Origin of the sequence: Pseudarthrobacter sp. NPDC058329, from assembly GCF_042879835.1 — a bacterium.
Lineage (GTDB): Bacteria > Actinomycetota > Actinomycetes > Actinomycetales > Micrococcaceae > Arthrobacter.
Genome location: NZ_JBHVZR010000022.1, coordinates 1 through 23,451 on the forward strand (window position 1 = coordinate 1; position 23,451 = coordinate 23,451).

At 65.5% G+C, this 23,451-nt stretch carries 22 protein-coding genes, 1 tRNA gene, 1 pseudogene and 1 riboswitch; of the genes and pseudogenes, 10 read left to right on the top strand and 14 right to left on the bottom strand.

The genetic code is table 11. From position 1 onward, the window contains the following. The 4 genes from ACFVYC_RS20280 to ACFVYC_RS20295 all read left to right on the top strand — a co-directional run. Positions 1-822: HNH endonuclease signature motif containing protein (locus ACFVYC_RS20280; protein WP_387553654.1), on the top strand; the 822-nt coding region annotated here is incomplete at its 5' end. An 86-nt stretch (positions 823-908) separates the two neighbouring features. After that, positions 909-1,925 (top strand): dehydrogenase, encoded by a 1,017-nt coding sequence (locus ACFVYC_RS20285; RefSeq protein ID WP_387553656.1) that lies wholly within the window; start codon positions 909-911, stop codon positions 1,923-1,925. A 3-nt stretch (positions 1,926-1,928) separates the two neighbouring features. Continuing rightward, a complete protein-coding gene (locus ACFVYC_RS20290) occupies positions 1,929-2,324 on the top strand; it encodes a 6-pyruvoyl tetrahydropterin synthase family protein (RefSeq protein ID WP_387553658.1) in 396 nt (131 codons plus the stop codon). A gap of 5 nt (positions 2,325-2,329) precedes the next feature. Next, positions 2,330-3,433 (top strand): glycosyltransferase family 4 protein, encoded by a 1,104-nt coding sequence (locus ACFVYC_RS20295; protein ID WP_387553660.1) that lies wholly within the window; start codon positions 2,330-2,332, stop codon positions 3,431-3,433. On the opposite strand, the gene tadA is transcribed toward ACFVYC_RS20295, so the two are convergent. Continuing rightward, positions 3,430-3,936, bottom strand: a complete 507-nt coding sequence (gene tadA / locus ACFVYC_RS20300) for a tRNA adenosine(34) deaminase TadA (protein ID WP_387553662.1) — start codon at positions 3,934-3,936, stop codon at positions 3,430-3,432. The two genes, ACFVYC_RS20295 and tadA, sit on opposite strands and share 4 nt — an antisense overlap. A 60-nt stretch (positions 3,937-3,996) precedes the next feature. Between tadA and ACFVYC_RS20305 the strand changes: the two genes are divergently transcribed. Genes ACFVYC_RS20305 through ACFVYC_RS20315 form a run of 3 tightly spaced genes read left to right on the top strand, consistent with a single transcriptional unit; the run spans position 3,997 to position 5,992 of the window. After that, positions 3,997-4,896: a phosphatase PAP2 family protein gene (locus ACFVYC_RS20305; RefSeq protein ID WP_387553664.1), complete on the top strand. Its 900-nt coding sequence runs from the start codon at positions 3,997-3,999 to the stop codon at positions 4,894-4,896. Between the two features lie 40 nt (positions 4,897-4,936). Beyond that, the gene (upp, locus tag ACFVYC_RS20310) at positions 4,937-5,572 is read left to right on the top strand and encodes a uracil phosphoribosyltransferase (protein ID WP_387553666.1); all 636 of its coding nucleotides are present in this window, start codon (positions 4,937-4,939) and stop codon (positions 5,570-5,572) included. A 45-nt stretch (positions 5,573-5,617) separates the two neighbouring features. Beyond that, complete coding sequence (locus tag ACFVYC_RS20315) at positions 5,618-5,992, top strand: glyoxalase superfamily protein (protein WP_387553668.1); 375 nt, start codon at positions 5,618-5,620, stop codon at positions 5,990-5,992. Between the two features lie 145 nt (positions 5,993-6,137). On the opposite strand, the gene ACFVYC_RS20320 is transcribed toward ACFVYC_RS20315, so the two are convergent. The 3 genes from ACFVYC_RS20320 to ACFVYC_RS20330 all read right to left on the bottom strand — a co-directional run bounded on the left by ACFVYC_RS20320 (position 6,138) and on the right by ACFVYC_RS20330 (position 9,420). Continuing rightward, the gene (locus tag ACFVYC_RS20320) at positions 6,138-6,881 is read right to left on the bottom strand and encodes a hypothetical protein (RefSeq protein WP_387553670.1); all 744 of its coding nucleotides are present in this window, start codon (positions 6,879-6,881) and stop codon (positions 6,138-6,140) included. Positions 6,882-6,886: 5 nt separating this feature from the next. After that, positions 6,887-7,037: riboswitch (cyclic di-AMP (ydaO/yuaA leader) on the bottom strand. A gap of 138 nt (positions 7,038-7,175) precedes the next feature. After that, positions 7,176-8,672, bottom strand: coding sequence for an ATP-binding protein (locus tag ACFVYC_RS20325; protein ID WP_387553672.1), 1,497 nt, complete (start codon positions 8,670-8,672; stop codon positions 7,176-7,178). Between the two features lie 7 nt (positions 8,673-8,679). Continuing rightward, complete coding sequence (locus ACFVYC_RS20330) at positions 8,680-9,420, bottom strand: response regulator transcription factor (RefSeq protein ID WP_387553674.1); 741 nt, start codon at positions 9,418-9,420, stop codon at positions 8,680-8,682. Positions 9,421-10,095: 675 nt separating this feature from the next. Here ACFVYC_RS20330 and ACFVYC_RS20335 point away from each other — a divergent pair. Together ACFVYC_RS20335 and ACFVYC_RS20340 are read left to right on the top strand one after the other, a co-directional pair. After that, the gene (locus tag ACFVYC_RS20335) at positions 10,096-10,962 is read left to right on the top strand and encodes a winged helix-turn-helix domain-containing protein (protein WP_387553676.1); all 867 of its coding nucleotides are present in this window, start codon (positions 10,096-10,098) and stop codon (positions 10,960-10,962) included. An 83-nt stretch (positions 10,963-11,045) separates the two neighbouring features. Beyond that, positions 11,046-11,573 carry a SixA phosphatase family protein gene (locus ACFVYC_RS20340; RefSeq protein ID WP_387553678.1) on the top strand — a complete coding sequence of 176 codons (528 nt, stop codon included), beginning with the start codon at positions 11,046-11,048 and terminating at the stop codon, positions 11,571-11,573. Between the two features lie 5 nt (positions 11,574-11,578). On the opposite strand, the gene ACFVYC_RS20345 is transcribed toward ACFVYC_RS20340, so the two are convergent. The 6 genes from ACFVYC_RS20345 to ACFVYC_RS20370 form a co-directional block, all read right to left on the bottom strand. After that, positions 11,579-12,250, bottom strand: coding sequence for a hypothetical protein (locus tag ACFVYC_RS20345; protein ID WP_387553680.1), 672 nt, complete (start codon positions 12,248-12,250; stop codon positions 11,579-11,581). 17 nt (positions 12,251-12,267) lie between these two features. Next, on the bottom strand, positions 12,268-12,978 hold the full coding sequence (locus tag ACFVYC_RS20350; protein ID WP_387553682.1) for a TetR/AcrR family transcriptional regulator: 711 nt from the start codon (positions 12,976-12,978) through the stop codon (positions 12,268-12,270). Next, on the bottom strand, positions 12,975-15,011 hold the full coding sequence (locus ACFVYC_RS20355; RefSeq protein WP_387553684.1) for a YhgE/Pip family protein: 2,037 nt from the start codon (positions 15,009-15,011) through the stop codon (positions 12,975-12,977). Before ACFVYC_RS20355 ends, ACFVYC_RS20350 begins: the two co-directional genes overlap by 4 nt. Continuing rightward, a complete protein-coding gene (locus ACFVYC_RS20360) occupies positions 15,008-15,718 on the bottom strand; it encodes an ABC transporter ATP-binding protein (RefSeq protein ID WP_387553686.1) in 711 nt (236 codons plus the stop codon). Before ACFVYC_RS20360 ends, ACFVYC_RS20355 begins: the two co-directional genes overlap by 4 nt. A gap of 67 nt (positions 15,719-15,785) precedes the next feature. Further along, a complete protein-coding gene (locus ACFVYC_RS20365) occupies positions 15,786-17,240 on the bottom strand; it encodes a dihydrolipoyl dehydrogenase family protein (protein ID WP_387553688.1) in 1,455 nt (484 codons plus the stop codon). Between the two features lie 157 nt (positions 17,241-17,397). Further along, positions 17,398-17,471 (bottom strand) — tRNA-Arg (locus ACFVYC_RS20370). Between the two features lie 276 nt (positions 17,472-17,747). Here ACFVYC_RS20370 and ACFVYC_RS20375 point away from each other — a divergent pair. Then, a complete protein-coding gene (locus tag ACFVYC_RS20375) occupies positions 17,748-19,574 on the top strand; it encodes a phosphoenolpyruvate carboxykinase (GTP) (RefSeq protein WP_387553745.1) in 1,827 nt (608 codons plus the stop codon). An 82-nt stretch (positions 19,575-19,656) separates the two neighbouring features. Here the strand turns inward: ACFVYC_RS20375 and ACFVYC_RS20380 are convergent. The 4 genes and pseudogenes from ACFVYC_RS20380 to ACFVYC_RS20395 all read right to left on the bottom strand — a co-directional run bounded on the left by ACFVYC_RS20380 (position 19,657) and on the right by ACFVYC_RS20395 (position 23,380). Further along, positions 19,657-20,816, bottom strand: a pseudogene (locus tag ACFVYC_RS20380) (globin domain-containing protein). A gap of 173 nt (positions 20,817-20,989) precedes the next feature. After that, positions 20,990-21,439: an RrF2 family transcriptional regulator gene (locus ACFVYC_RS20385; RefSeq protein ID WP_387553689.1), complete on the bottom strand. Its 450-nt coding sequence runs from the start codon at positions 21,437-21,439 to the stop codon at positions 20,990-20,992. 14 nt (positions 21,440-21,453) lie between these two features. After that, on the bottom strand, positions 21,454-21,954 hold the full coding sequence (locus ACFVYC_RS20390; protein ID WP_387553690.1) for a hypothetical protein: 501 nt from the start codon (positions 21,952-21,954) through the stop codon (positions 21,454-21,456). A 7-nt stretch (positions 21,955-21,961) separates the two neighbouring features. After that, positions 21,962-23,380, bottom strand: a complete 1,419-nt coding sequence (locus ACFVYC_RS20395; protein WP_387553692.1) for a phosphomannomutase/phosphoglucomutase — start codon at positions 23,378-23,380, stop codon at positions 21,962-21,964. Positions 23,381-23,451 lie beyond the last annotated feature (71 nt).

The following is a 23,451-nucleotide window of genomic DNA, read 5'->3' on the forward strand; positions in this document are numbered from 1 at the left end:
GACGGGTATGGGCCGATCCCCCCGTCGATGGCACGGGACCTGGTGGCCAACGGAGCGGGTTCGTTCTACCGGGTCCTGGTCGATCCGCGGGACGGGGCGCCGCTGGAGATCGGCCGGACCAGCTACCGGCTCACACAGGCCATGAAAAAGGCGGTGCAGCTCCGGGACGGCAGATGCACCTTCCCCGGCTGCAACAACCCCTCTTTGGACAACGAAACCGACCACCTTACGGCCTGGCAGCACGGCGGGACCACCGGGCTCAGCAACCTGGCCCAACTCTGCCCAAAGCACCACCGCCTCAAACACAACAGCGGCTGGACGCCCACCCCAACCACGCAGAACGCGCCCCCCGGGTGGACCTCACCCACCGGCCGGCACTACAAACCCGAACACCACGACTGGGAACCACCCCACTGGCCCCACCGACCGACGTCCGCGCCCCCGGATTCCATTGGCGACCCTCCGGACTTCGTCTACGTGGAATTCTCACCCGGCGAAGACAGTCTGGTGCGGTTCCTCCACGCACCACCTGCCAGACCACCCGGGTGGCCTGGGTCATTATCCTGTGGACGAGTTTCCGGAAGACACGTTCGACGACTGGTTCCAGCGCGGGTACCGCCCACCCAAAGACCCCGTCCCGCAACACTTGTGGTGGGAAACGGCCTGCGAAGCCAACGCCCGCAGCAGGTAGCGACACTCCTGAATGAGGGGGGTGAGCAGCATGATCGAGCATGCCGTCAGAGACCAGGCGAGCGGTGCTCACGGCGGGTGCAGAGGATCGGGCGTGCTGTGCTCATGGCGCATGCGGTGTGCCCGTGCTAAGGGGGTGCTGACAAAGCATCCCAGTATGGGATGAACCGCCGTCGAACTTTCCCCAGCGCACGCAGCCCGCTAGATTCATCAGCAAGATGACTAATTCACGCACGCCGATCCACGCGACAGCCTATTGGACTACAGCCAAGGAGCAGGGCGAGCTCCGGTCGGAGGAGCTGCCGGCGCCAGGTCCCGGCGAGGCGCTGGTTCGCGCCCTTTACTCCGGAATCAGCAAGGGCACTGAGATGGTGGTCCATCACGGCTCGGTCCCGCCCCGCGTGGCCAAGGAAATGCAGGCCCCGCACCAGGAGGGCCAGTTCCCGGGACCGGTGAAGTTCGGTTACCTGTCCGTCGGGGTTGTCGAAGACGGCCCGGCCGAATGGATAGGCCAGCGGGTGTTCTGCCTGAACCCGCACCAGGACCGGTACGTCGTTCCCATGGATGCGCTCACAAAAATTCCCGACGACGTACCTTCACAGCGTGCTGTCCTCACCGGAACGGTGGAAACGGCCGTCAATGCCCTGTGGGAGGCCGGTCCGCGGCTGGGGGACCGGGTGGCGGTGGTGGGTGCAGGACTGGTCGGCGGCATGGTCGCCACCCTGTTGAGGACCTTTCCGTTGCAGCGACTTCAGCTCGTGGACCTGGATCCGGGGCGGAAACAGCTCGCCGATACACTGGGTGTGGACTTCTCGCACCCGGATGCCGCCCTCACGGACTGTGACATCGTGTTTCACTGCTCAGCATCGCAGGGCGGCCTCGAGCGGAGCCTCCAGCTGGTCGGTGACGAGGGCGACGTCATCGAGATGTCGTGGTACGCGAACCGGGAGGTTACGTTGCCATTGGGCGAGGACTTCCACGCACGCAGATTGTCCATCAGGGCGAGCCAGGTGGGCGTTGTGGCACGGCCGCGACGCCACCGCAGGACCAACGCGGACCGCCTGGACCTTGCCGTTTCGCTTCTGGCGGATCCGGTGTTTGAAGCGTTCCTGACCGGATCCTCACCGTTTACTGAACTTCCCGACGCCGTGCAGGGCCTTGCTGACGGCTCTTTGGAAGCGCTGTGCCACGTCATCGAATATCCCCAAGATCCAACCCGCGAAGACCAGAGGTAGCCCATGTTCAGCCTGACCGTCCGCCGCCACTTCATGATTGCCCACAGCCTTCCGCGGGAGGCTTTCGGCCCCGCCCAAGCCCTGCACGGGGCGACCTTCGTAGCGGAGGTGACGTTCCGGCGTCGGACGCTCAATCACGACGCCATCGTGCTGGACATCGGTGCCGCGGGAACCATCATCGAAGAGGTGCTGGCCGGCCTGAACTACCGCAACCTGGACGAGCACCCGGATTTCGAAGGCAAACTCAGCACCACCGAGGCCTTGGCGGAGTACATTGCGCAGTCGGTTGCGGACAAGCTGAAGGATGACGACGACGGCGGCCGGCTCGCCGGCATTGACGTCACCCTGCGTGAGAACCCCGACGCCTGGGCCACCTACTCGCTGGACCTCACCGCCTGATTCCAGTGCGCTCCCTCCGGCTCCTCACTCCTGCCAATATCCTCCACAACTCGGGCGGCAACGTTTACAACGCCCGCCTCGTGAAGGGTCTGCGGGCCATGGGCGTGGAGGTTGAGGTGCTGCCTGTCGAGGGTTCATGGCCGGAGTCCACTGCAAAAGAACGACGGCGGCTGGGCAGCCTGCTGGGGGCGTGGGAGCCGGGGCACGGACCCGGGTTGCCGGTGACCATCGTGGACGGGCGGATCGCCATGGGTGCGCCGGACGAACTGGAGTTCGCAGCCAAAGCCCGGCGGGAGACCTGGGTACTGGTGCACATGCCCGCGCCGGCGAACTACGAGCTGGAGGCCCGGTCCCTTCGCGCGGCTTCGGGTGTGATCTGTACCAGCAACTGGGCAGCCGACGTCCTGAAAAGCAGGCACGGGCTGAGCGGACTGCACGTCGCACTTCCCGGGACTGACCCGGCGCCCGCAGCGGAAGGATCAGCCCCTCCGCACTTGATCATTGTGGCCGCGCTCCTGCCCAACAAGGACCAGTTGCTGGCCATAGAAGCCCTGGCACGGATCCGGGACCTCGAGTGGACGGCATCGCTGGTGGGATCAAACCAGGCTGACCCGGATTACGCTGGCCTGGTGCGGGCCGCGGTGGCCTCGCACGGGCTGGAAAAACGGGTGCGGCTTGCCGGCGAGCTGAAAGGCCGGGCGCTCGAGGACGAATGGAACCGCGCAAGCCTGAGTGTCCTGGTTTCCCGGGCCGAGGCCTTCGGCATGGTGGTCACGGAATCCCTGGCACACGGGATCCCTGTGGTGGTGCGCGCAGGCACGGGTGCCGTGGAAGCCCTGAGTTTTGCGGCACCGGATGAAGCCAAAAGCGGGCGCCTTCCGGGCACGGCAGCTCCTGTCCCGGCAACCGACGATCCTCAGAACCCCGCCGTGCTGGCCGAGGTTCTCAGCCGCTGGCTGCTGCACAGCGGAACCAGGGACAGCTGGCGCGCCGCCGCGCTGGACACAAGGGACCGGTTGCCGGGCTGGGAGCAGACAGCCGCTCACATGCTGGACATCCTTCGCGACTTGAACGCCGGGCCCGGGTCACCGGCAGGGGAAGGCAGCTAGAGCCGCGTGCGGTGCCCTGCAAAGAAGTCACGCAGCATACCGCCGCATTCGTCCTCGCGGACCCCCGCGTAAACCTCAACCCAGTGATTCAGCCGGCGCTCACGGAGAACGTCGAACACGGAACCGGCGGCTCCGGCCTTGTCGTCCCAAGCCCCAAAAACAACCCGGGGAATCCGTGCCAGGACAATCGCCCCGGCACACATGGCACAGGGCTCCAGCGTCACCACCAGCGTGCAGTCGGCCAGCCGCCAGCCGTCCCCGCTGCCGCCGCCGGCCGTCGACAGTTCACGCAGCCGGGCAGCGGCTTCGCGGATGGCCACCACTTCCGCATGGGCGGTAGGATCTCCGAGCTCCTCGCGCTGGTTCCGTCCGGAACCCAGCACGCCGCCGTCGGGCCCTATAACTACGGCGCCGATGGGCACATCCTCCGTGGCAAGGGCACGGCGGGCCTCCGCCAGGGCAAGGCCCATCCACACATCGTGTTTATTTTCAGCGGAGACCATGGCTCAATGATAGTTTCGAAGGATACCCAGAGCCCGTGACGTACACCGCCGGGAGGCACAATGAGCACGGTCCGAGACCGCGTGGACAAGTGGATCAAGCCTTACGCCGCCCTGTGGCTGACCATGATGATCGGCGGCGCTCTGGTGCTCACCATGGCCCTGCTCGGCGCGGAAGTCTACTCGGATGTGGTGGACGAGGAGGGGCTGTCGGGCCTTGATATTCCTGCACTGGAATATTCCCAGTCGCTGCGGAACCCTGAGGTCGACGCATTCGTCACGGGCTTCACTAACGTTGGCGGCGGAATTGGGATGCCAATCCTCGCAAGCATCCTGACGGCGTGGCTGACGCTCCTCAGCCGGACCTGGCGGCCCATCGTCCTGGTGGGCGGAGCGGCCCTCGTTTCCACCACAGCCACCACCTTGGGCAAGCGCCTGGTGGGCAGAACCCGTCCGGACCACTCCGAAGCCGTGCCGCCCTTCGAAACGTCGCCGTCCTTTCCGAGCGGCCACACTCTGAACACAACAGTGGTCATCGGAGTCCTGGTGTACATCATGTGCCTCCAGTTCCAGATGCTCTGGGCCAGGATCACTGCCATCACCGCCGGGGCCATCTTCATCATTGCCATGGGCTTGAGCCGGGTATTCCTGGGGCACCACTGGATGACGGACGTGATGGCCGGGTGGTTCCTGGGGCTGGCCTGGGTGTGCATGGTGATCCTTGCCCACCGGCTGTTCCACCTGATGCGGAAGCGCGAGCATGCCGGGCCGGCGCCCACCTTCGAGCATCCGGTCCTCCGCGAGGACCACAGCGGGGACCCCCTGCCGGGCAGCGCGGGCACGTCCGAACGGAGCGACGGCGGCTCATCGAGGGGGAACGACGGCGGCACCGCACAAAGTCACGACGGCGGCACTGGGCGGGGGAGTGACGGCGGCTCGTCGCGGACAACTGCGGGAGGCTGACGGCAGAGGGGCATCTGCGGCCGGGTGATAGTTTTGACCCATGCGCACTCTCGTTGTGGACCACCCGCTGGTCGCCCATAAACTCACGGTCCTGCGGGACAAGAACACCCCGTCCCCGGTCTTCCGGCAGCTGACGGAGGAGCTGGTAACACTGCTCGCCTATGAGGCCACGCGCGAGGTCCGCACCCAGCCAGTCACCATCGAAACACCGGTCAGCACCACGGTTGGCACAGCGTTTACCAAGCCCACCCCCCTGGTGGTCCCCATCCTGCGCGCCGGCCTCGGCATGCTCGAGGGAATGACCAAACTCGTTCCCACTGCAGAGGTCGGCTTTCTGGGCATGGCCCGGGACGAGGAAACCCTGGACATCATCACCTACGCCGAGCGACTCCCGGAGAACCTTACGGACCGCCAGATCTTTGTCCTGGACCCCATGCTCGCAACCGGCGGAACCTTGCGCGAAGCCATCAAGTTCCTCTTCAAGCGCGGTGCTTCGGACGTCACCTGCATCTGCCTGCTGGCCGCTCCGGAAGGCCTGGCCAAGCTCGAGGAAGAACTCGCAGACGCCAATGTGACCATCGTCCTTGCCTCCATCGACGAAAAGCTCAACGAAAAGTCCTACATTGTCCCCGGACTGGGGGATGCGGGCGACCGCCTTTACGGCATCGCCGGGTAGTCCTCAAGCCTTTTGGATTCCGCGTCCCGCCGCTAGCCTGTGCGGATGGACTGGAAACTCGAACTTGTGTATGTCCCTGTGTCGGACGTGGACCGCGCCAAAGACTTCTACGTTAACAAGGTGGGGTTCAACGCCGACTTTGATGAGCGGCCAACGGACTCCATCCGCTTTGTCCAGCTGACACCTCCCGGATCGGCCTGCTCGATCTGCATAGGGGACGGGCTTACGGATGCGCCTCCCGGTACGGGCTCCAACCTCCAGTTGGTGGTCAGTGACATCAATGCCGCCCATCAACACCTCAAGAACAACGGAGTGGACGTCAGCGACGTGGACGTGCAGGACTGGGGCCACTTCGTGTACTTTGCCGATCCCGATGGCAACAGGTGGGCAGTCCAGTACATCCCGGGCCGTGACGCCTGAGCAGGCTCCCCGACACCCGGTCAGCGGCGGCTGACATCCCCGTGCACCGGGCACTGACGTAGCCAGGCCCGGTGCAGACGCCAGGCGGCCCGCCCCCCAATAAGGTGCGGGCCGCGAGGGCAGGCGTTTTGTGGTACCTGCGTGCTTAGTACCAGTTGTTCGACAGGTGGAAGTTCAGGGCACCGCACGGGGACTGGTAACGCTCCTGAATGTAGTTCAGGCCCCAGTTAATCTGGGTGCGGTAGTTGGTGCGGTAGTCCGCACCGGCGCTGGCCATCTTCTCGGCCGGCAGGGATTGAACGATGCCGTAGGCGCCGCTGCTCGGGTTGGTGGCCGTGGTGGTCCAGTCCGACTCCTTGGTCCACAGGGTCTTCAGGCACTGCATCTGGTCAGGAGCCCAGCCGTAGTTTCCCAGCTGGCTGGCGGCATAAGCCTGGGCGCCGGCGGGATCATTGACCGCGACGACGGGGGCAGGCTCAGGTGCGGGAGCCGGAGCCGGAGCTGGAGCGGGAGCAGGTGCCGGAGCGGGCTCGGGAGCCGGTGCCGGGGCAAGCTCGGGAGCAGGCGCCGGTGCGGGCTCGGCGGCCTGGGGCACCACATTGATGTCCGGCACGGCCGGGGCGGCGGACTCGGGAGCGGGATTCGCCGTGATCTCGCTCTTCTCGATGCTGAGGTTGGACTCCGCCTGGGCGGCCTGCGTCTCGGTGGCTGCTACGCGGATGCTGGTTTCGGTTGCCTGTCCCGCAGCGCCCACTCCAATGAGCAGTGCGCAGGATGCGGCCACCACGGCGGCGCGCTTGCCCAAAGAAGGAATCCTGCTGCCGGTTTCCGGCCCGGCCTGCGGCGCGGACTCGTTTTTTGGGCGTGGTTTTACCGGGAATTTGAACATGTTGAATCGCCTCTCACACCTGCGGAGTTAGCTGTCGGGTTCGGATGAGGGCATCCGGCCACACGGAAAGATCACGTGCTGGCTTAACCCCAAGGGCAATTAGTGCCCGGGACGGTGGGTCCCCCGCCTCTGCCTTGACTCAAGCGGAATCCGGGAAGTGGCAGAGCTTGGCGTCATCCGGATATGCGGCCCGAACGCCGGACCGCACCCAATCAACGGTACAGGGATGCGGCGCTTAAGTCACATTTTGGTAACAGAGATCACGACGGCGGCGCGTCGCCTTGCTCGCAAGTGTCACGGTAGAGGCAGCTGAAGTGCGAACTCTGTGCGCCCCGGTTGTGATGTCACCGTTACCCTTCCGCCGTGGGCTTCGACAATGGACTCCACGATGGACAGTCCAAGACCGCTCGTCCCTTCGGCAGCTGAAGCCCCGGCCTGGTCTCCCGTGCCTTTTCGAGCCGCGTCTGCACGGGCGAACCGCGAAAACACGTGGTCCACGAACTCCGGAGGGATCCCGCCGCCGTCGTCCGTTACCGTGACCAGCGCAGCGCCGTCTGCCGTCCGGCCCACTCCGGTAACAACAGTGGTGCCGGCAGGCGTGTGTTTCCGCGCGTTGGACAACAGGTTCATCAGCACCTGGCGCAGTTGGGAGGGGTCGCCGTTGACCACAATGGGTTCATCCGGAAGCTGCAGGCGCCAGTTATGGCCCGGGGCCATCACCTTTTCATCACTGACGCCTTCAATCACCAGCTGCGTAAGGTCCACCTCGCTGAGCTTCAGCGGCTGGCCCTCATCCAGCCGCGCCAGCAGGAGCAGGTCTTCCACCAACGCGGTCATCCGCTCCGACTGGCTCTGCACGCGGGCCAGCGACTTTTTGCCGTCGGGGGTGAAATCCTCCGTCATCCTCATGAGTTCGGTGTAGCCCCGGATGGCGGTCAGGGGAGTGCGCAGCTCGTGGGAGGCGTCAGCCACAAACTGGCGTACTTTTGTTTCGCTCTTCTGCCGCGCCTGCAGCGCGTTTGCCACGTTGTCCAGCATGAGGTTGAGTGCGTGACCCACACTGCCCACTTCCGTCCCCGGATTGGAGTTCGACGGCGGGACACGCACCGCGAGCGCCACCTCGCCGGCGTCGAGCGGCAACCGGGAAACCCGGGTGGCAACCTCGGACAGCTGTTCGAGCGGCTTCATGGTGCGGCGGATGAGGACGGTGCCCACCAGTCCGATCAGCAACAGGCCGCCGAGGGACACGAACACAAAGGTCCACACCAGGGACGCGAGCGTGCTTTCCTTCACGGCGAGGGGAAGCCCTGTCACCAGGACATCGCCGAAGTCGGTTTTCACCGCGATCAGCCGGTAACCGCCATTGGACAGGGTGCGGTCCACGGGCTGCGCGTCCTCCGCGAGCGCCAGCAGGGCTTGCTTGTCCTCGGTGGAAAGTGCAGACCGGGTGGTGTTCGAGGTGAGATACCCGCCGCCGGTGACTTGCCCGTTCACTATCCGGGCGTTCATGGTTCCCACGCTTTGGCCCCGGGCGTCCAGCGGGTCCCTCCCGTTGAAGCCCCCGCCGGGAGGGCGGCCCGGATCGTTGGAGCGGTTCGCCGCCTGGCTCAACTGCTCGTCCAGCTGACGGGTGAGGAACGCGTCCATGGAGGCATAGCTGGCAACGCCCACGGCACCACAAATGGCGATCAGCAGGGCCATGGCCAGGAGGATGAGGCGCGTGCGCAGGTGCCAGGTGCCGGGCTTAAGCCAGCTCCTGCGGTGGGGCCGGGCCGTCCGAGGTGACGCCATGGTGTGCCTACTCCGCAGGCTTGATGACGTACCCGGCGCCGCGCACGGTGTGGATCATGGGCGGGTGCACGGCGTCCACCTTCTTGCGCAGGTAGGAGATGTAGAGCTCCACAATGTTGGCCTGGCCGCCGAAGTCGTAGTTCCACACACGGTCCAGGATCTGCGCCTTGCTGATGACGCGCCTGGGGTTCTCCATAAGGTAGCGGAGCAGTTCAAACTGGGTGGCCGTGAGCTGCAGCTCGTCGCCCGCCCGGGTGACCTCGCGCGTATCCACGTTGAGCACCAGGTCGCCCACCACCAGTTCTGCCGTGTCCATGGCGGCGACGCCGGCGCGCTGGACCAGGCGGTGCAGCCGAAGCAGGACTTCCTCCATGCTGAAGGGCTTGGTGACATAGTCGTCGCCGCCGGCCGCCAGGCCCACGATCCTGTCCTGGATCGCGTCCTTGGCTGTCAGGAACAGCGCGGGCACCTCGGGCGCGAAGGCGCGGATCCTGCCCAGCAGTTCGACGCCGTCGAACCCCGGCAGCATCACGTCGAGCACCAGGACGTCCGGGCGGAAGTCCTTGGCCAGCTTTACTGCCTCGGGGCCGTCGGCGGCCACCGCCACGGACCAGCCGGCCATGCGCAGGCCCATGCTCATGAGCTCGGACAGGCTTGGCTCGTCGTCGACCACCAGGGCGCGGATGGGGGATCCGTCCGGGTGGGAGAGCTGGGGGAGGTTGTTGGTCATGGAGTGCGAAGTGGCCATGGGACAACTCTCCGATCGATCGGTTAGCCGCGGCTATGGGGTTCCTGTGCCTCAGCTGTGAATCCCAGCCTAGCGAGCTGGGTGCTGATGGGGGGTGGCGGCTGCCTCGGTGCGAGTTGTGTCTACGCGAGCCCGCACAGCTTGCCTCCCGGATGCAATCGCCCTGGCCGCGGCGGAAGAGGGATTTTTTCTGTCCGGCTCCGGGTGCCGCTGGACAGAGCGAGGACGATTTCGGCATTTCCGGGACATCTGAAGAAAAAGTTCCAGAGATTCGTGATCTGCGAATTAAATTCTGGCAAGGTCAGGACAAGGCCCTGAAAATTAGATAATGATCAGTAATCTGACCATTGTCCAGAATCGTGACTTGCGGCACATTAAGCGCTTTTGTCTCAATATGCGGACCAAAGCGCCCATTGTTACTTGCAAGTTAGCATTGTTACGCTGCACACTTCCATTGTGAACAAGAACTCAACAGCACCTGCAGCCGCAGACAATTGGCCCAGCACATCCGCTGCTGTCGACATGCGCTGTTGTCGAATGTACGCCTGACCTTCCCACCCCCGAAGTTCGTAGGCATACGCCCCAGCCCAGCGTCGGGCGTCCTCCCCAGTTTTATTGCCGGGAACCCAGCATTCGAGCCGCGATGACGGCCATTCACATTGAGGTAAGCAATCCATGTCAGTTGCATCCGGATACGTCCACATTTCTGTCCGTAACGCCGCCAAGGGTGGCCAGCCTTCAGGCCTCCGCCCTGGCTTCGGTCCACGCACGTCGCTCGCTCCCGCAACCTCGGGAAGCAGCTTCCCCGGCCCGGGATACGGCCCCCAGGGTTACAACCCCAACTCCTACGGCCAGCTCCGGGCCGTCCCGGCGGCCGAGGCTGCGCCGGTCACTGCCCCCACGCCCGTAGTGGCAGGACCGAACCCGGTCCGCCCGGTTGCCAACGACAACGTTGCCCGCGGATTCGTTCTGTACATGGGGATCGATGAGGAAACCGCGGCCGCCGCAGGCACCTCCATCGCCAAGCTTGCCCAGGAGATCCGCGCTTACGCCCAGTCCTTGGTCACCGGAGCCGAGAGCTACGCCGCTGTTGCCGTCGCCCCGGCCGGCACGCCCGGCTCAGCGCTCGACGTCGTCCGCTCCACCTTCGGCGACCCCACGGTCAACACCCGGCAGCGCACCGAAACCCCCCGGCCGCAGCAGCCCCAGGAACCGCGTCCCTCCGGCGTCCTGATCGACCTCGCCCGCCGCGAAGTGCACCTTGACGGTGAATCCCTGAACCTGACGTTCAAGGAGTTCGAACTGCTGAACTACCTGGTGGAAAACGGCACCCGCACCGTGGGCCGCGACGAACTGCTCGAAGGCCTGTGGCGCAACGCCGAAGAGGTACCCAACGAGCGCACCATCGACGTCCACATCCGCCGCCTCCGCTCCAAGCTGGGCCGCCTCGCCAACACCGTGCGCACCGTCCGCGGCCAGGGCTACCGGTTCTACGAGCACCCCGAGGTTGTTGTCTGGGCCGCTCCGGAATACTCGATCTAGCACTGACACCCGAAAGCGCCTGTCCCACTGGGGCGGGCGCTTTCGCTTCCGCGGCTAATACGCGCTGGCATTAGGCTTGGGCCATGAGCCAGCACCATCTTCGACGCCTTGTGATCATGCGGCATGCCAAGGCCGATTGGCCCGGTGGCGTGGCGGATCATGAGCGCCCCCTGGAGGAGCGGGGCCACCGGGAGGCTCCCCTCGCTGGACGGTGGCTGCTCAAGCACAACATCGTGCCCGACTTCATCCTGTGCTCCAGCGCCCTCCGGACCCGGCAGACCTGCACCTGGGTGTGTTCTGAGTTGGGGGATAAGGCGCCTACGCCCAAGCTGGAAGATGGCCTCTACGCGGCGTCAGCCCTTCGGATGCTGACCGTGGTCAACCACGTGCCGGATACGGTGACCACCCTGATGCTGATCGCGCACCTGCCGGGTGTGCAAGACCTTGCCATGCACCTCGCCTCCCGCGATTCCGATCACGACGCTTACATGGACGCTGCCACGAGGTACCCAACGAATGCCCTTACCGTCCTCGAAACGGAGAAGTCATGGGCGGAGTTGGACGGGCAGGACGCACGGATCACCAGGTTCAAGGTGCCAAGGTCCCACTAGGCCGGTTATTTCCTCGGTGCGGGACGGCGCTGAGGCTGCTTCGCCACACTCTGCCTGGCGGCGCCCTGGTTCGTCGCACCTTGTCCTGGAGCACTTCGCCTCACCGGGCCCTGCCTCTGCGGTACCTGCCGCGCGGACGACGTCGGCTGCCGCACCGGTGCGCGTCCGCTGGAGGGGGTGCGCGGCTGCGAAGCGCCAGGCTGCCGGGCCGGTGTCCTCCTCGCGGCGGTGCTGCTGCCGCGGGCAGTGCTCCGGACGCCGGCACTCCTGGATGCGCCGGGATGTTGGGTGGTCCGCCGGCGCCCCGGCCACATGGCGCCGAGGAACAGTGCCGCCAGCGCCGTCGGCAGGGCGAGGGCGGCCAGGAAGAAGTAGTTGTCCGGGTCCGAGGTGGGCAGCGGAGTGCCGAACAGTGAGGTCTGGTCGGCGGAGGCCAGCTCCCAGGTGCTGAGGAAGGCGAGCGATCCCGCCACGGCCAGGCTGGTGGACAGGCCGGCGATGGCGAGCATCAAGAAGCGGCGGCGGCGGAGTACCTCCATAATGCAGGCGAGGCAGGCGAGCCCGAGGACGCCAAGGAATGCGATGAACACAGGCTCGGCCAGGGTCATGCCCGTCAGGACCAGCAGCCCCGCAGCCACAAGGCCGGCTATGACCGCGAACTTTCCGCTGTTCCCCATGTGACGCATGTGCACCATCATCCCCGAGGAGGGGACGGCTTCAGTACGTAGCCGCGCATTATGGCCATGATTGCTGCAACGCTTTGGTCACGGGTGCGCTCGGGGTTGTACGTCTGCCGGTCAAGCCCTACTACAAAGCAAGCGCCAAAGACGGCTGTTTCCAGGCTGCCCCGTGAAACGCCAGGATCCACCGGGTACGCCCTGGCCACGTCTTCCACAGCGTCCCCAATGACTGCCAGGAGCTCGGCCCGCAGGAGCGTGAACGTCCCCTGCCACTCGCTGGGCGTACGCCAGTTTTCACTAACCCAAAGGCGGGCAAAGGACGGGTACTCAGCCATAAAATCCATGGCCTGCCCGATCATGGCTTCCATCGCCAGCAAAGGGTCCTGGCGGGTACCGCCGCCGGCTGGCCCGCTGACTGAAGCCCCGCCTTCGGGCACCGCCTCCTCAGGTGCCTCCAGCAGGCGGCCTTTGAGGATGTCCACGCCATGCCGCAGCAACTGGGCAATGAGGTCGGATTTGCTGCCGAAATTGTAGTAGACGGTTCCCTTCGAGACACCCGCGGCAGCCGCAATTTCGTCCACGGTCACGCCGGCCGCGCCGCGCTCACCGATCAGTTCCATGGAGGCGTCAAAAAGCTTCTGCCGGGTGGCAGTGGTCCGGGCAGGGCGGAGTTTCTTGGCTGGCTCCGGGCCCGCCCGCCCCGGGTCGGCATTCCGGGAGCTCATACTGCTATCTCCGGTTTTAGCGTCGTGAGCGTCCAGTACTTGCCTTTGCGGACGGCGAGGGTGGACATTGCCAGCCCGAGCGCTGTGTACCCGGCGAGTCCCAGCACGGTGGGGACAATCATCGACAGGTCAGCCCCGTAGATCAGGTGCCTCATCCCGGTAACCACATATCCCATGGGCAGGATCTCGTGCACCACGTGGAGGGGCTGCGGCGTGGTTTGCCAGGGGAAGGTGCCGCCCGAGGACACCAGTTGGAGGACCAGCAGGATCAGCACCACAAGTTTGCCGGGGGAACCCAGCAATGCCACGATGCCCTGGATGATGGCGCTGAAGGCCATGGCCGCAGCCAGCATAAAGAGCCACATCAGCACGGGATGGGCGGCGTCGAGGCCCAGCGCGAGGTTGACCACGAGGGTGAGGAGGGTGGCCTGGACAACCGAAACGGCAAGGAAGGGCAGCCAGCCGCCCACGGCGATCTTCCAGGAACGGGCGTTGGACGCCAACGCCCTCTGCGTCAGGGGCCGCATTGCCTGGATCAGCATTAAGATGCCGATCCACAGGGCGAGGGTGAGGAAAAACGGTGCAAGTCCAGCGCCATAGGATCCGGCCTTCGCCTGCGAAACGTTACTGACGGCCACAGGGTCGGCGATAACGCGGGAGAGGTTGCTCTTCTGGGCGTCGTCAGGGTTTGGCACCTGCCCCGCACCGCTGCCAATCTCGTCCGCCAGGGTCCGGGACCCGGCTGCGGCTGAGCCCGCCCCTTCCCCGAGCTGCGCTGCGCCGGCGTCGAGCTTGCGGGCCCCCTCCGCCAGGGCGGAGGCGCCGTCCACCGCCGTCTGCTGACCGGTAGCCAGCGTGGCCGCGCCGGTATGCAGCTGGTCCGCACCTGCGGATGCCTGGAGGACGGCCTCTTTCAATGCCGGGGTGCCGGCGGCCAGCTGGGCTGCACCCACACTGACGGATTCTGCACCGTCAGCCAGCTGCTGAATCTGTGCAGCATCCGTTTGGATCTTCGTTTTGGCTGCTGCCACCGGGTTGGAGGCCGCCATCGAGTCGAAATCCGCAAGGATGCTGTCCGCCTGGGCTTGCGTGAGGACTCCGGCAGCAACCAGCCTGGTGTTTGACTCCACCACCCTGGTCCGAAGTCCCTGGTCCGCGGCCTCCAGCTGGGCCGCCACGTCCTGGATCTTCGTGTTCAGCTGCGCGTTTCCGGCGGCCACCTCCGCGGCGCCGGCGGCCAGTGTCTGGGAGTCGCCGGGCAACGTTGCTGTCTTGTCCTTGAGGACGGAAAGCCCGCTGCTCAGCTGGCCGGCGCCGTCGGTCAGCTGGTTGGCGCCGTCGCGAAGTCTGAGCTGGCCGGCGTGGAGCCCGTCGGCCCCGCTGCTCAGGGCGGCAGTGCCGTCGTGAAGGGCGGCCGTTCCGTCCCGGAGCGCGGCCACGCCGTCGGCGAGCCGGCCGGCACCGTCTGCGGCCCTGACCATCTGCGTATGAATGGTGCCGAAGCCCGTAAGCAGCTGGTTGGCGGTCTCTTCTCCGACGTCGGCGGCAACAGTGCTGTGCACGGAAGTGGTCAACTTGTCCACGATGGTGCTCAGCAGATAGTTGTTGGCATCGTTGGTGGTGACGTTGAGCATGGCCTGGCTGGCGGAGTCAAAGCTGCCGGGGGATACGAGGTGGGCGGAAAAGTCCTGCGGTATCTTCAGCGCAAAAGCGTATTTTCCGCTGGCCACGCCCTCGTCCGCCTCATTCGCGCCGGCCAACGGGATCCAGTGGAAGACGTTGCCCTCCACCAGGCTTTCCGCCACCTCCTCGCCCGCCCGGAGCTCCGCACCGTCGCTGGCGGTGGCGCCGGTGTCCTCCACCACCAGCGCGGCGTCGATCTGGTCCAGGTTGCCGTACGGATCCCAGTTGGCGTAGAGGTATACGGCCCCGTACAGCAGGGGAACCATAATCAGGGCGAGGATGGTCAACTTCGGCAGCAGCCCGCCGGTCATCCGCTTGAGCTCGGAGCGGGCCAGCCGCAGTACTGTCACTTGGCATCCTCACGTTCGAGTGCGAATTCAGGGGCGGCAGTGTGGCCTTCCGGCCCGGCTCCCGCTTCGGGTGCGGGCTCCCGCGGCACCGCGTTGCCTATCGTGGCGGCAGGCCCGGACCAGGACGGCGGCAGGGCAGCCACCGTGGCCACGACGGCGAGCGGCCGGCCGGCGTCGGACGCCAGCTGCTGCAGGCGCGGCAGCCAGCTTTCGGATCCTGCGCCGTGCCGGTCGGGGGAGTCCACCACCAGCAAGTCCGTACGCGGGTTGGCCAGTGCCAGCGCCGTCAGGAGCTCCAGCCGGCGGGACGGGACGAGCTGCTCGGTCCACAGGTCCGCGATGTCCTCAAAGCTGTTCACCTTGAGCCATGGACTGCTGAGCAGGGCGCCCCGGTAGCGGCGCGGGATCAGGGCCAGGTCCTCCGTCACCAGGTCCCGCACGTTGAGGTGGGGCTCGGGCTCGTTGACGCCATGGGCGTCGACCAATGCACTCACCAGGCGGAGCGGTTTGATTCCCCGGCTGCCGTCCCAGCTGACGGAGCCCCCGTTGGCTTTCATCCGGCCGCTGATAACCAGTGCCAGTGCCGTGCGGTGGTCCTGCCGTTCCCCGGTAACGAGGGTCAGGTCCCCGCGGCTGGCGTGGAGGGATGTCGCGGGGAGCAGGGGGTCCCGGCGGCCGTGGACGTGGAGCTGCTGAGCTAGGAGCAAGAGGGCCTTTCACAGACGTGTTCTGCGCTCCAGTCTAGTAAAACTGACCAGTCAGTTCAAATAGAGACTACAAGCCGTACTTTTCCAGCAGCCGCAGCCAGACCTCGCTGATGGTGGGATACGAGGGGACTGCGTGCCACAGCCGGTCCAGGGGCACTTCGCCCACCACCGCGATAGTGGCTGCGTGCAGGAGTTCCGCTACGTCCGGTCCGGCGAACGTCGCGCCCAGGAGGACTTTGCGGTCCTCGTCCACAACAAGTTGCGCCCACCCCTCGTAACTCTCGGAGTGCAGCGAGGACCCGGCCACCTGGATGGGAAGTTCCACTGACGAAGCGTTGTAGCCATCCCTGTGTGCGGCCTGCAAGGTGCGGCCGACGGCGGCAAGCTCCGGATCGGTAAAAACCACACTGGGTACTGCATGTTCGTTGGCAGTCTGTGCGAAGCGGCTCCAATCGCTGGCCGGCCCTTCCAGCTCCCCCTTGGCCCTGGCGGCAATAGCGTCTCCGGTGGCGCGGGCACCGTATTTCCCCTGGTGGGTGAACAGGTTCTTTCCGGCGGCGTCGCCTACTGCGTAAAGCCAGGACTCCCCGCCGGGAACTCCTTCCACCAGCCCCGAATTGTCAGTGGTGAGGGTGAGGTGCCCTTCCTCATCCGGCTCGAAACCCACGCTCTCCAGCCCCAGGCCTTCCAGTGCCGGATGGCGCCCTGTGGCCACCAGGACCTTTTCGGCAGTCACTCTGGAACCGTCACCGAGGTGCAGGCTCAGTGTCCCGTCGTCGTTCCCGCCGATGCTTTCGACGTGCGTGTTGAGCCGGATCTCGACGCCGTCGGCACGCAGCCCGGCCGCAACCAGGTCTGCTGCTTCCGCGGGGAAGCTCCGGAGCAGCCCGCTGCGTGCCACCAGCGTTACCGCCGAGCCCAGCCGGGCATAGGCCTGGGCCATTTCCGTGCCGGCGACCCCGCCACCCAGCACTGCCAGCCGTGGCGGCACTTCCTTGGCCGAGGTCGCCTCCCGGGTGCCCCATACCTGCACGTCCTCGAGCCCCTTGACGGGGGGAGAGTTGGGCGCTGAGCCGGTGGCCAGTACCACCGCATGACGCGCCTGGAGCCGGTAGGAGTCGCCGTTGAGTCCTGCGACGTCGACCGACCGGGGTGCCGTCAGCCATGCATGGCCCCGGATCAGTTCGATTCCGGTGTCCTCCACCCACTTGACCTGTCCGTCGTCCTGCCAGTTGGACGTGAGAGCATCCCGGCGCTTGAGCACGGCTGCGGCGTCGAGGGTCCGGGTCACTGCCTCCTTGGCGCCGGGTGCGGTCTGCGCCCCGTGGAGGGCGGTGCCCGGGCGGAGCAGGGCCTTCGACGGCATGCATGCCCAGTAGGAGCACTCGCCGCCCACCAGTTCCGCCTCCACCAGCACGGCCGTAAGGCCGCCCTGTACCACCCGGTCCGCGACGTTTTCCCCCACGGCGCCGCCGCCGATCACTACAACATCAAACTCACGCGAAATTGCCTCGGGCATCATGGGGAAAGCCTACGCCGGGGATCGGCTTCCGGGACTGAATGGGAAAAGTGCCGCGGCCGCCAAGTGGCGTAACGAATGGGGCGGCCCGCCCGGCGCGAAGCAAGAGCCTGCACAACGCAAAAGGTCCGCACCGGCGAACCGGTGCGGACCTTGTCTGTGCGCCCAAAGGGATTCGAACCCCTGACCTTCTGTTCCGTAGACAGACGCTCTATCCAGCTGAGCTATGGGCGCATCTTGTGTCCGGGAGAAGAACCGCACTCCCTGAACCTCGAATTACTTTACGCGAGGGTTGGGTGCGATGCCAAATCGAAGGCGGTGTAATCTCAGCAACTAGACCGGTATAGGTGACCTTCGTCACTTTATTGTACGATTTGAGCCTGAAGTTCCTTGAATTTCCGCGGAAACGGATTCTTCGGGCCCAGAATGCTCAGCATACGTCCAAAAAACTCGAGTGGTCCGGACCATAGCATTTAGCACACACCGATGAACCCGAGGAAGGGAACCGAAATGGGCGATCTGGCGCAGAAGCCGCTGCTTGAGAAAGCACCCACCACACATGCCGGTCTGCTGGCATGGGTCGAAGAGGTTGCTGAGCTTACGCAGCCGGACCGGATCTACTGGGTTGACGGCTCCGAAGAGGAGAACACCCGCCTCACTGACGAGCTGGTGGCAGCAGGAACACTGACCCGCCTGAACCAGGAACTGTTCCCCAACTCATTCGCGGCCTTCTCCGATCCCGCTGACGTGGCCCGCGTGGAGGAGCAGACCTTCATTTGCTCCGAGAAGGAGCATGACGCCGGGTTTACGAACAACTGGATGGCGCCGGCAGCGATGAAGGACAAGCTTCGCGGCCTGTTCGCCGGATCCATGCGGGGCCGGACCATGTACGTCATTCCGTTCGTTATGGGCCACCTCGACGCCGAGGACCCCAAGTTCGGCGTCGAAATCACGGACAGTGCCTACGTTGTCGCATCCATGCGCATCATGGCCCGCATCGGCACCGACGTCCTGAACCGCATCACCGAAACGAACGCGTTCTACGTCCCCGCCCTTCACTCCCTGGGTGCGCCGCTGGAAGCCGGCCAGGCGGACGTCCCCTGGCCCTGCAACCCGGACAAGTGGATTGTCCACTTCCCCGAAGAGCGGTCCATCTGGTCCTTTGGCTCGGGCTACGGCGGCAACGCGCTGCTGGGCAAGAAGTGCTACGCCCTGCGCATCGCCTCCGTTATGGCGCGCGATGAGGGCTGGCTGGCCGAGCACATGCTGATCCTCAAGCTCACCTCGCCCGAACAGAAGACGTACTACGTCTCCGCTGCCTTCCCCTCCGCCTGCGGCAAGACCAACCTTGCCCTCCTTGATCCCACCATCAAGGGCTGGAAGGTCGAAACCCTCGGCGACGACATCACCTGGATGCGGTTCGGCAAGGAAGGCGAACTGCGCGCCGTCAACCCTGAAGCAGGCCTCTTCGGCGTTGCCCCGGGCACAGGCTGGGGCACCAACCCCAATGCCATGCGCGCCATCGCCAAGGGCAACAGCATCTTCACCAATGTTGCACTGACCGACGACGGCGGTGTCTGGTGGGAGGGCATGACCGACGAGGTGCCGGCCCACCTGACGGACTGGCAGGGCAACTCCTGGACGCCGGACTCGGACAAGCCGGCGGCCCACCCCAACTCCCGGTTCTGCACGCCGATCGACCAGATCGACATGCTGGCCGAGGAGTACCACAGCCCCAACGGTGTGGAACTTTCTGCCATCCTGTTCGGTGGCCGGCGCAAGACCACCATCCCGCTGGTCACCGAGGCCCGCAGCTGGTCCAACGGCATCTTTATGGGCGCAACCCTGTCCTCGGAAACCACTGCTGCCGCAGCTGGTGCCGTGGGTGTGGTCCGCCGCGACCCGATGGCCATGCTGCCCTTCATTGGCTACGACGCCGGCGACTACCTGAACCACTGGGTCAACCTCTCCGCCAAGGCCAACCCCGAGCGGCTGCCCAAGATCTTCCTGGTCAACTGGTTCCGCCGCAATTCCGAGGGCGGCTTCGCCTGGCCAGGCTTCGGCGACAACGCCCGTGTCCTCAAGTGGGCCATCGAGCGGCTCGAAGGCAAGGCAGACGCCGTCGAAACCCCCATCGGCTTCGTGCCCACCGGTGACGCCATCGACCTCGAGGGACTGGACATGACCCCCGCGCAGGTGGAAGAGGCAGTCAAGGTGGACCCCGCGGAATGGTCCAAGGAGCTCGCCTCCATCGAGGAATGGTTCGCCAACTTCGGCGGGTCCCTGCCCGATGCGCTGCAGTCTGAGCTCACCAGCCTGAAGTCCCGTCTGGGCTAAGCATCCAAGTACGACGGCGGCCCCGCACCTTGAGATTTGAAGGTGCGGGGCCGCCGTCGTTCCCCATCGGCCCAGTGGGAATTCAGCTTGCGAGCCAGATATCCGGGCCGAAGACCTCGTAGTGGATCCGGGTGGCCGGAATGCCGGCGTTAATGGCCTCGTTGCGGATGTTCTTCATAAACGGCAGCGGCCCGCAGAGGTAGAGGGACGCATCCGCCGGAAGGTCCACTTCGCGCAGGGACATAAACCCTTCCCTGGCCCCCGCCTCGGGCTGTTCCAGCCACAGCTGCAGCTCGGCACCGTCCAGGCGTTCGACGTCGTCCGTCATTTGGCTGCGCAGCGCCCAGCTGTCGAGGGTGCTTTCCGCGTGCAGCACCAGCACCTGCCGGCCGGTTCCTGACTCTGCCAGGGACCGGAGGATGGAGGCGGTAGGTGTGCAGCCGATGCCGGCGGAAGCCAGCACCACCGGTCCGTCGCCGTCCTTGAGGGTGATCTCGCCGTACGGGTGGAGATCTCCAGGATGTCGCCCACCTGCACGCTGGTGTGAAGGACCGGGGAGACCTCTCCGCCGTCGTCCAGCTTTGTGGTGAAGCTGCGGCTGGTCCCGGCCTCGCCGGACAGCGAATACTGGCGCACCTGGCGAAGGCCTTCCGGCAGGACCACCTTGACGCTGATGTACTGGCCCGGGAGCGCCGGCGTGACCGGGGTACCGTCTGCGGGCTCCAGGGTGAAGGTCATGGAGCCGGCGCCTGCGGGAGTCTTTGCAGTGACCCGCCACGGCATCCACATCCTGTCGTTCGCCTGGCCGGCGTACAGTGCCTTCTCGAGTTTGATCAACGCGTCCGCCATGAGCCAGTACACCTCGGTCCACGCTTCCGCGATGTCCGGGGTGATGACTTCTGCCAGGTCCTCGGCGATCGCAGCGAACAGGTGCTCGTAGACCACCTGGTACTGCGGTTCGGTGATGCCTAGGGACGCGTGCCGGTGGGCGATGCGCGAAAGGACTGTCTCGGGGAGGGTTCCCGGGTTGTTAACGAGGTGTGATGCGAACGCCGCGATGCTGCCGGCCAGCGCCTGCTGCTGGTTGCCCGAGCGCTGGTTGGAGCGGCTGAACAGGCCGTCCAGGAGTTCAGGATGGGCGGCGAACAGCCGCTGGTAGAACTTGGGGGTAATCTCGCTGATGCGTGACCCGACAAGAGGCAGCGTGGCCTCGATGACCGGGCGGGATTTGTCCGAGAGCATGGGAACTCCTGAGGTAGCGACCGGGGCCTTCGTCCGGCCTTGTCGAATACCTGCAGAAGAAATGCCTGTATTCGTATCCCAAGTTCTACACGCCGTAGAACTTGGGATCAAATCGTGCGGGCCACAACGTTTGGGGTCGCGTAACAGCGGAGGAAGAAGCTCCGGGCAGGCGCCTAAAGCCCGGGACGCAGTCCGATCATCTCGAAGACCGGAGCCATCTGCCGGGAGGCAGGAAGATCAGCGATCACCACGTCGTCGAGCTCGCGGTAGAACGCCTCACGGGCGCGGGACAGGGCGGACCTGAGCTTGCACTCGTTGATAAGCGGGCAGTTGCCGCCGGGGGCAACGCAGTCTGCTGCGTCGGCGCGGGTATCGAGCTGGCGGAGGATCCGGCCAACCGTGGCGACCCGGCCCGCGTGGCTCAACCGCGAACCGCCGGTCCGGCCGCGCTCCACCTCAATCAGCCCGAGGTTGCGCAGTTTTGCCATCGCCTTGCTGACGTGGTTGTACGGCGTTCCCACCGTGTCCGCAACGTTTTGTGTGGTGAGCAGGGTGCCGGCAGGGGCGGCTGCCAGCACCATCAGGGCCCGCAGGCTCACATCAGCAAAAGCGTTGATCTTCATGGCCGTGCGCCGGTCTAGTCCACCCAGATAACGGGCTCGCTGGAGTCAGCGGCAAGCTCGCCGAATTCCCAGGTCCGCGTGGCGGCGTCGGCGGCGTAAGGCAGGACGGCTGCGAACACCGGGCCCTCGCGGTGCTCGGTGGCCACATGGATGGCGTCCGAGTCCTCCTCCACCAGCAAAATGTCGCAGACCACGGCGGCGGCCCGGAAGTCTTCCCGGTTTTGACGCAGCAGGGCGGTGAGGTCGCTGATCATGGCATCGGCGTCAAAGTCGCCGCCTGAGCCTTCCTGCGCATCCGCCGGGGAAACAGCAACCAGGCGTACCTCGCCGTCGTTCTGCACTGTCAGGGCGAAGGGCAGGAATCCGCCGTTGCGCTGGAGCTGTTCCTGGGCAGCGCTGATACCGGTACCCAAAAGGTTTTCGAGGTCAGTGGCCGTGCTCTCCGGGACGGAGTCCCGCCAGGACGCCTGCGCGGGGGTACCTTTTCCGGCGTCCAATCCGGTGTCCTCAGCCATGCCTGGACTAAGCCCGGACAATCGACAGCACGCGGTCCCGGACACGTTCCATGGTGGCGCGGTCCGTGGCCTCGGCGTTAAGCCGGAGGAACGGCTCGGTGTTGGACGGGCGCAGGTTGAACCAGTAGCTGCCGTCGTTGGCCGTAAACGTGCTCCCGTCCATCCCGTCGATGGTGAGGTCCTCGTCCGCAAAAGCGAGGCGCACCCGCTCCACTGCCGCGGCCTTGTCCTCCACTTCGGAGTTGATTTCGCCCGAAGATACGTAGGGCTCGTACTCGCGGCCCAGCTCGGACAGCGGTCCGTCCTGCTCACCCAGGGCGGCCAGGACGTGCATTGCCGCGAGCATCCCCGTGTCCGCGTTCCAGAAGTCGCGGAAGTAGAAGTGCGCCGAGTGTTCTCCGCCGAACACCGCTCCTTCCTCCGCCATGACTGCCTTGATGAAGGAGTGGCCCACCCGGGTACGTACCGCCCGGCCGCCGTCGTTTTCCACCAGTTCAGGAACTGCGCGGGACGTCAGGAGGTTGTGGATGATGGTGGGGATAGCTTCGCCCTGGGCCTTGGCGCGGGCGATTTCGCGGCGGGCCACCATCCCGGTGATGGCCGACGGCGAGACGGGCTCGCCCTTCTCGTCGATGACGAAGCAGCGGTCAGCGTCGCCGTCGAAAGCCAGTCCGAGGTCGGCGCCATGCTGGAGTACTGCCGCCTGCAGGTCGCGGAGGTTTTCCGGCTCAAGCGGATTGGCGGGGTGGTTGGGGAAAGAGCCGTCCAGCTCGAAGTACAGGGGAACGATGTCCAGGGGCAGCTTGGGGAGCAAAGCATCACCCAGCACTGCCGGGGTGGTGAGGCCGGCCATGCCGTTGCCGGCGTCCACGACCACCTTCAAGGGGCGGGAGGCGGACAGGTCCACGAGCTTGCGCAGGTATTCGGAGTAGTCCTTCAGGACGTCCCGGACGCTGATCTGTCCACGGGTTTCGGCGGCCGGGATGGAGCCGGTGTTGAGGTACTGCTCGGCGAGGGTCTGGATGTCCTTGAGCCCGGTTTCGGAGGAGATGGGCACTGCTCCGGCCTTGGACATCTTGATGCCGTTGTAGCCCGCGGGGTTGTGGCTGGCGGTGAACGTGGCGCCGGCACGGTTAAGGTGGCCGCAGGCGAAGTAGAGCTCGTCAGTGGAGATCAGGTCCAGGAGCTCAACGTCGGCGCCGCGGGCAGTTGCACCGTTGGCGAAGGCCTTGCTGAACTCGGGGGAGGAGGGGCGCATGTCGCCGCCCACCAGGATGGTCTGGCCCTTGAGCTGCAGGACATCCACAAACGCGGCCCCCACGGCTTCGACGATTTCGGCCGTAATTGATTCGCCCACAATGCCACGGACGTCGTACGCCTTGAAGGATGCCGAAAGGTCAAAAGTCGTTGTCTGTTCGCTAGTCACGGGCTTTATCTTACGTGGACGGCGGAACTGCCTGTGGAGGACAGGTTTGGAAGCCCTGTATATGACGACGG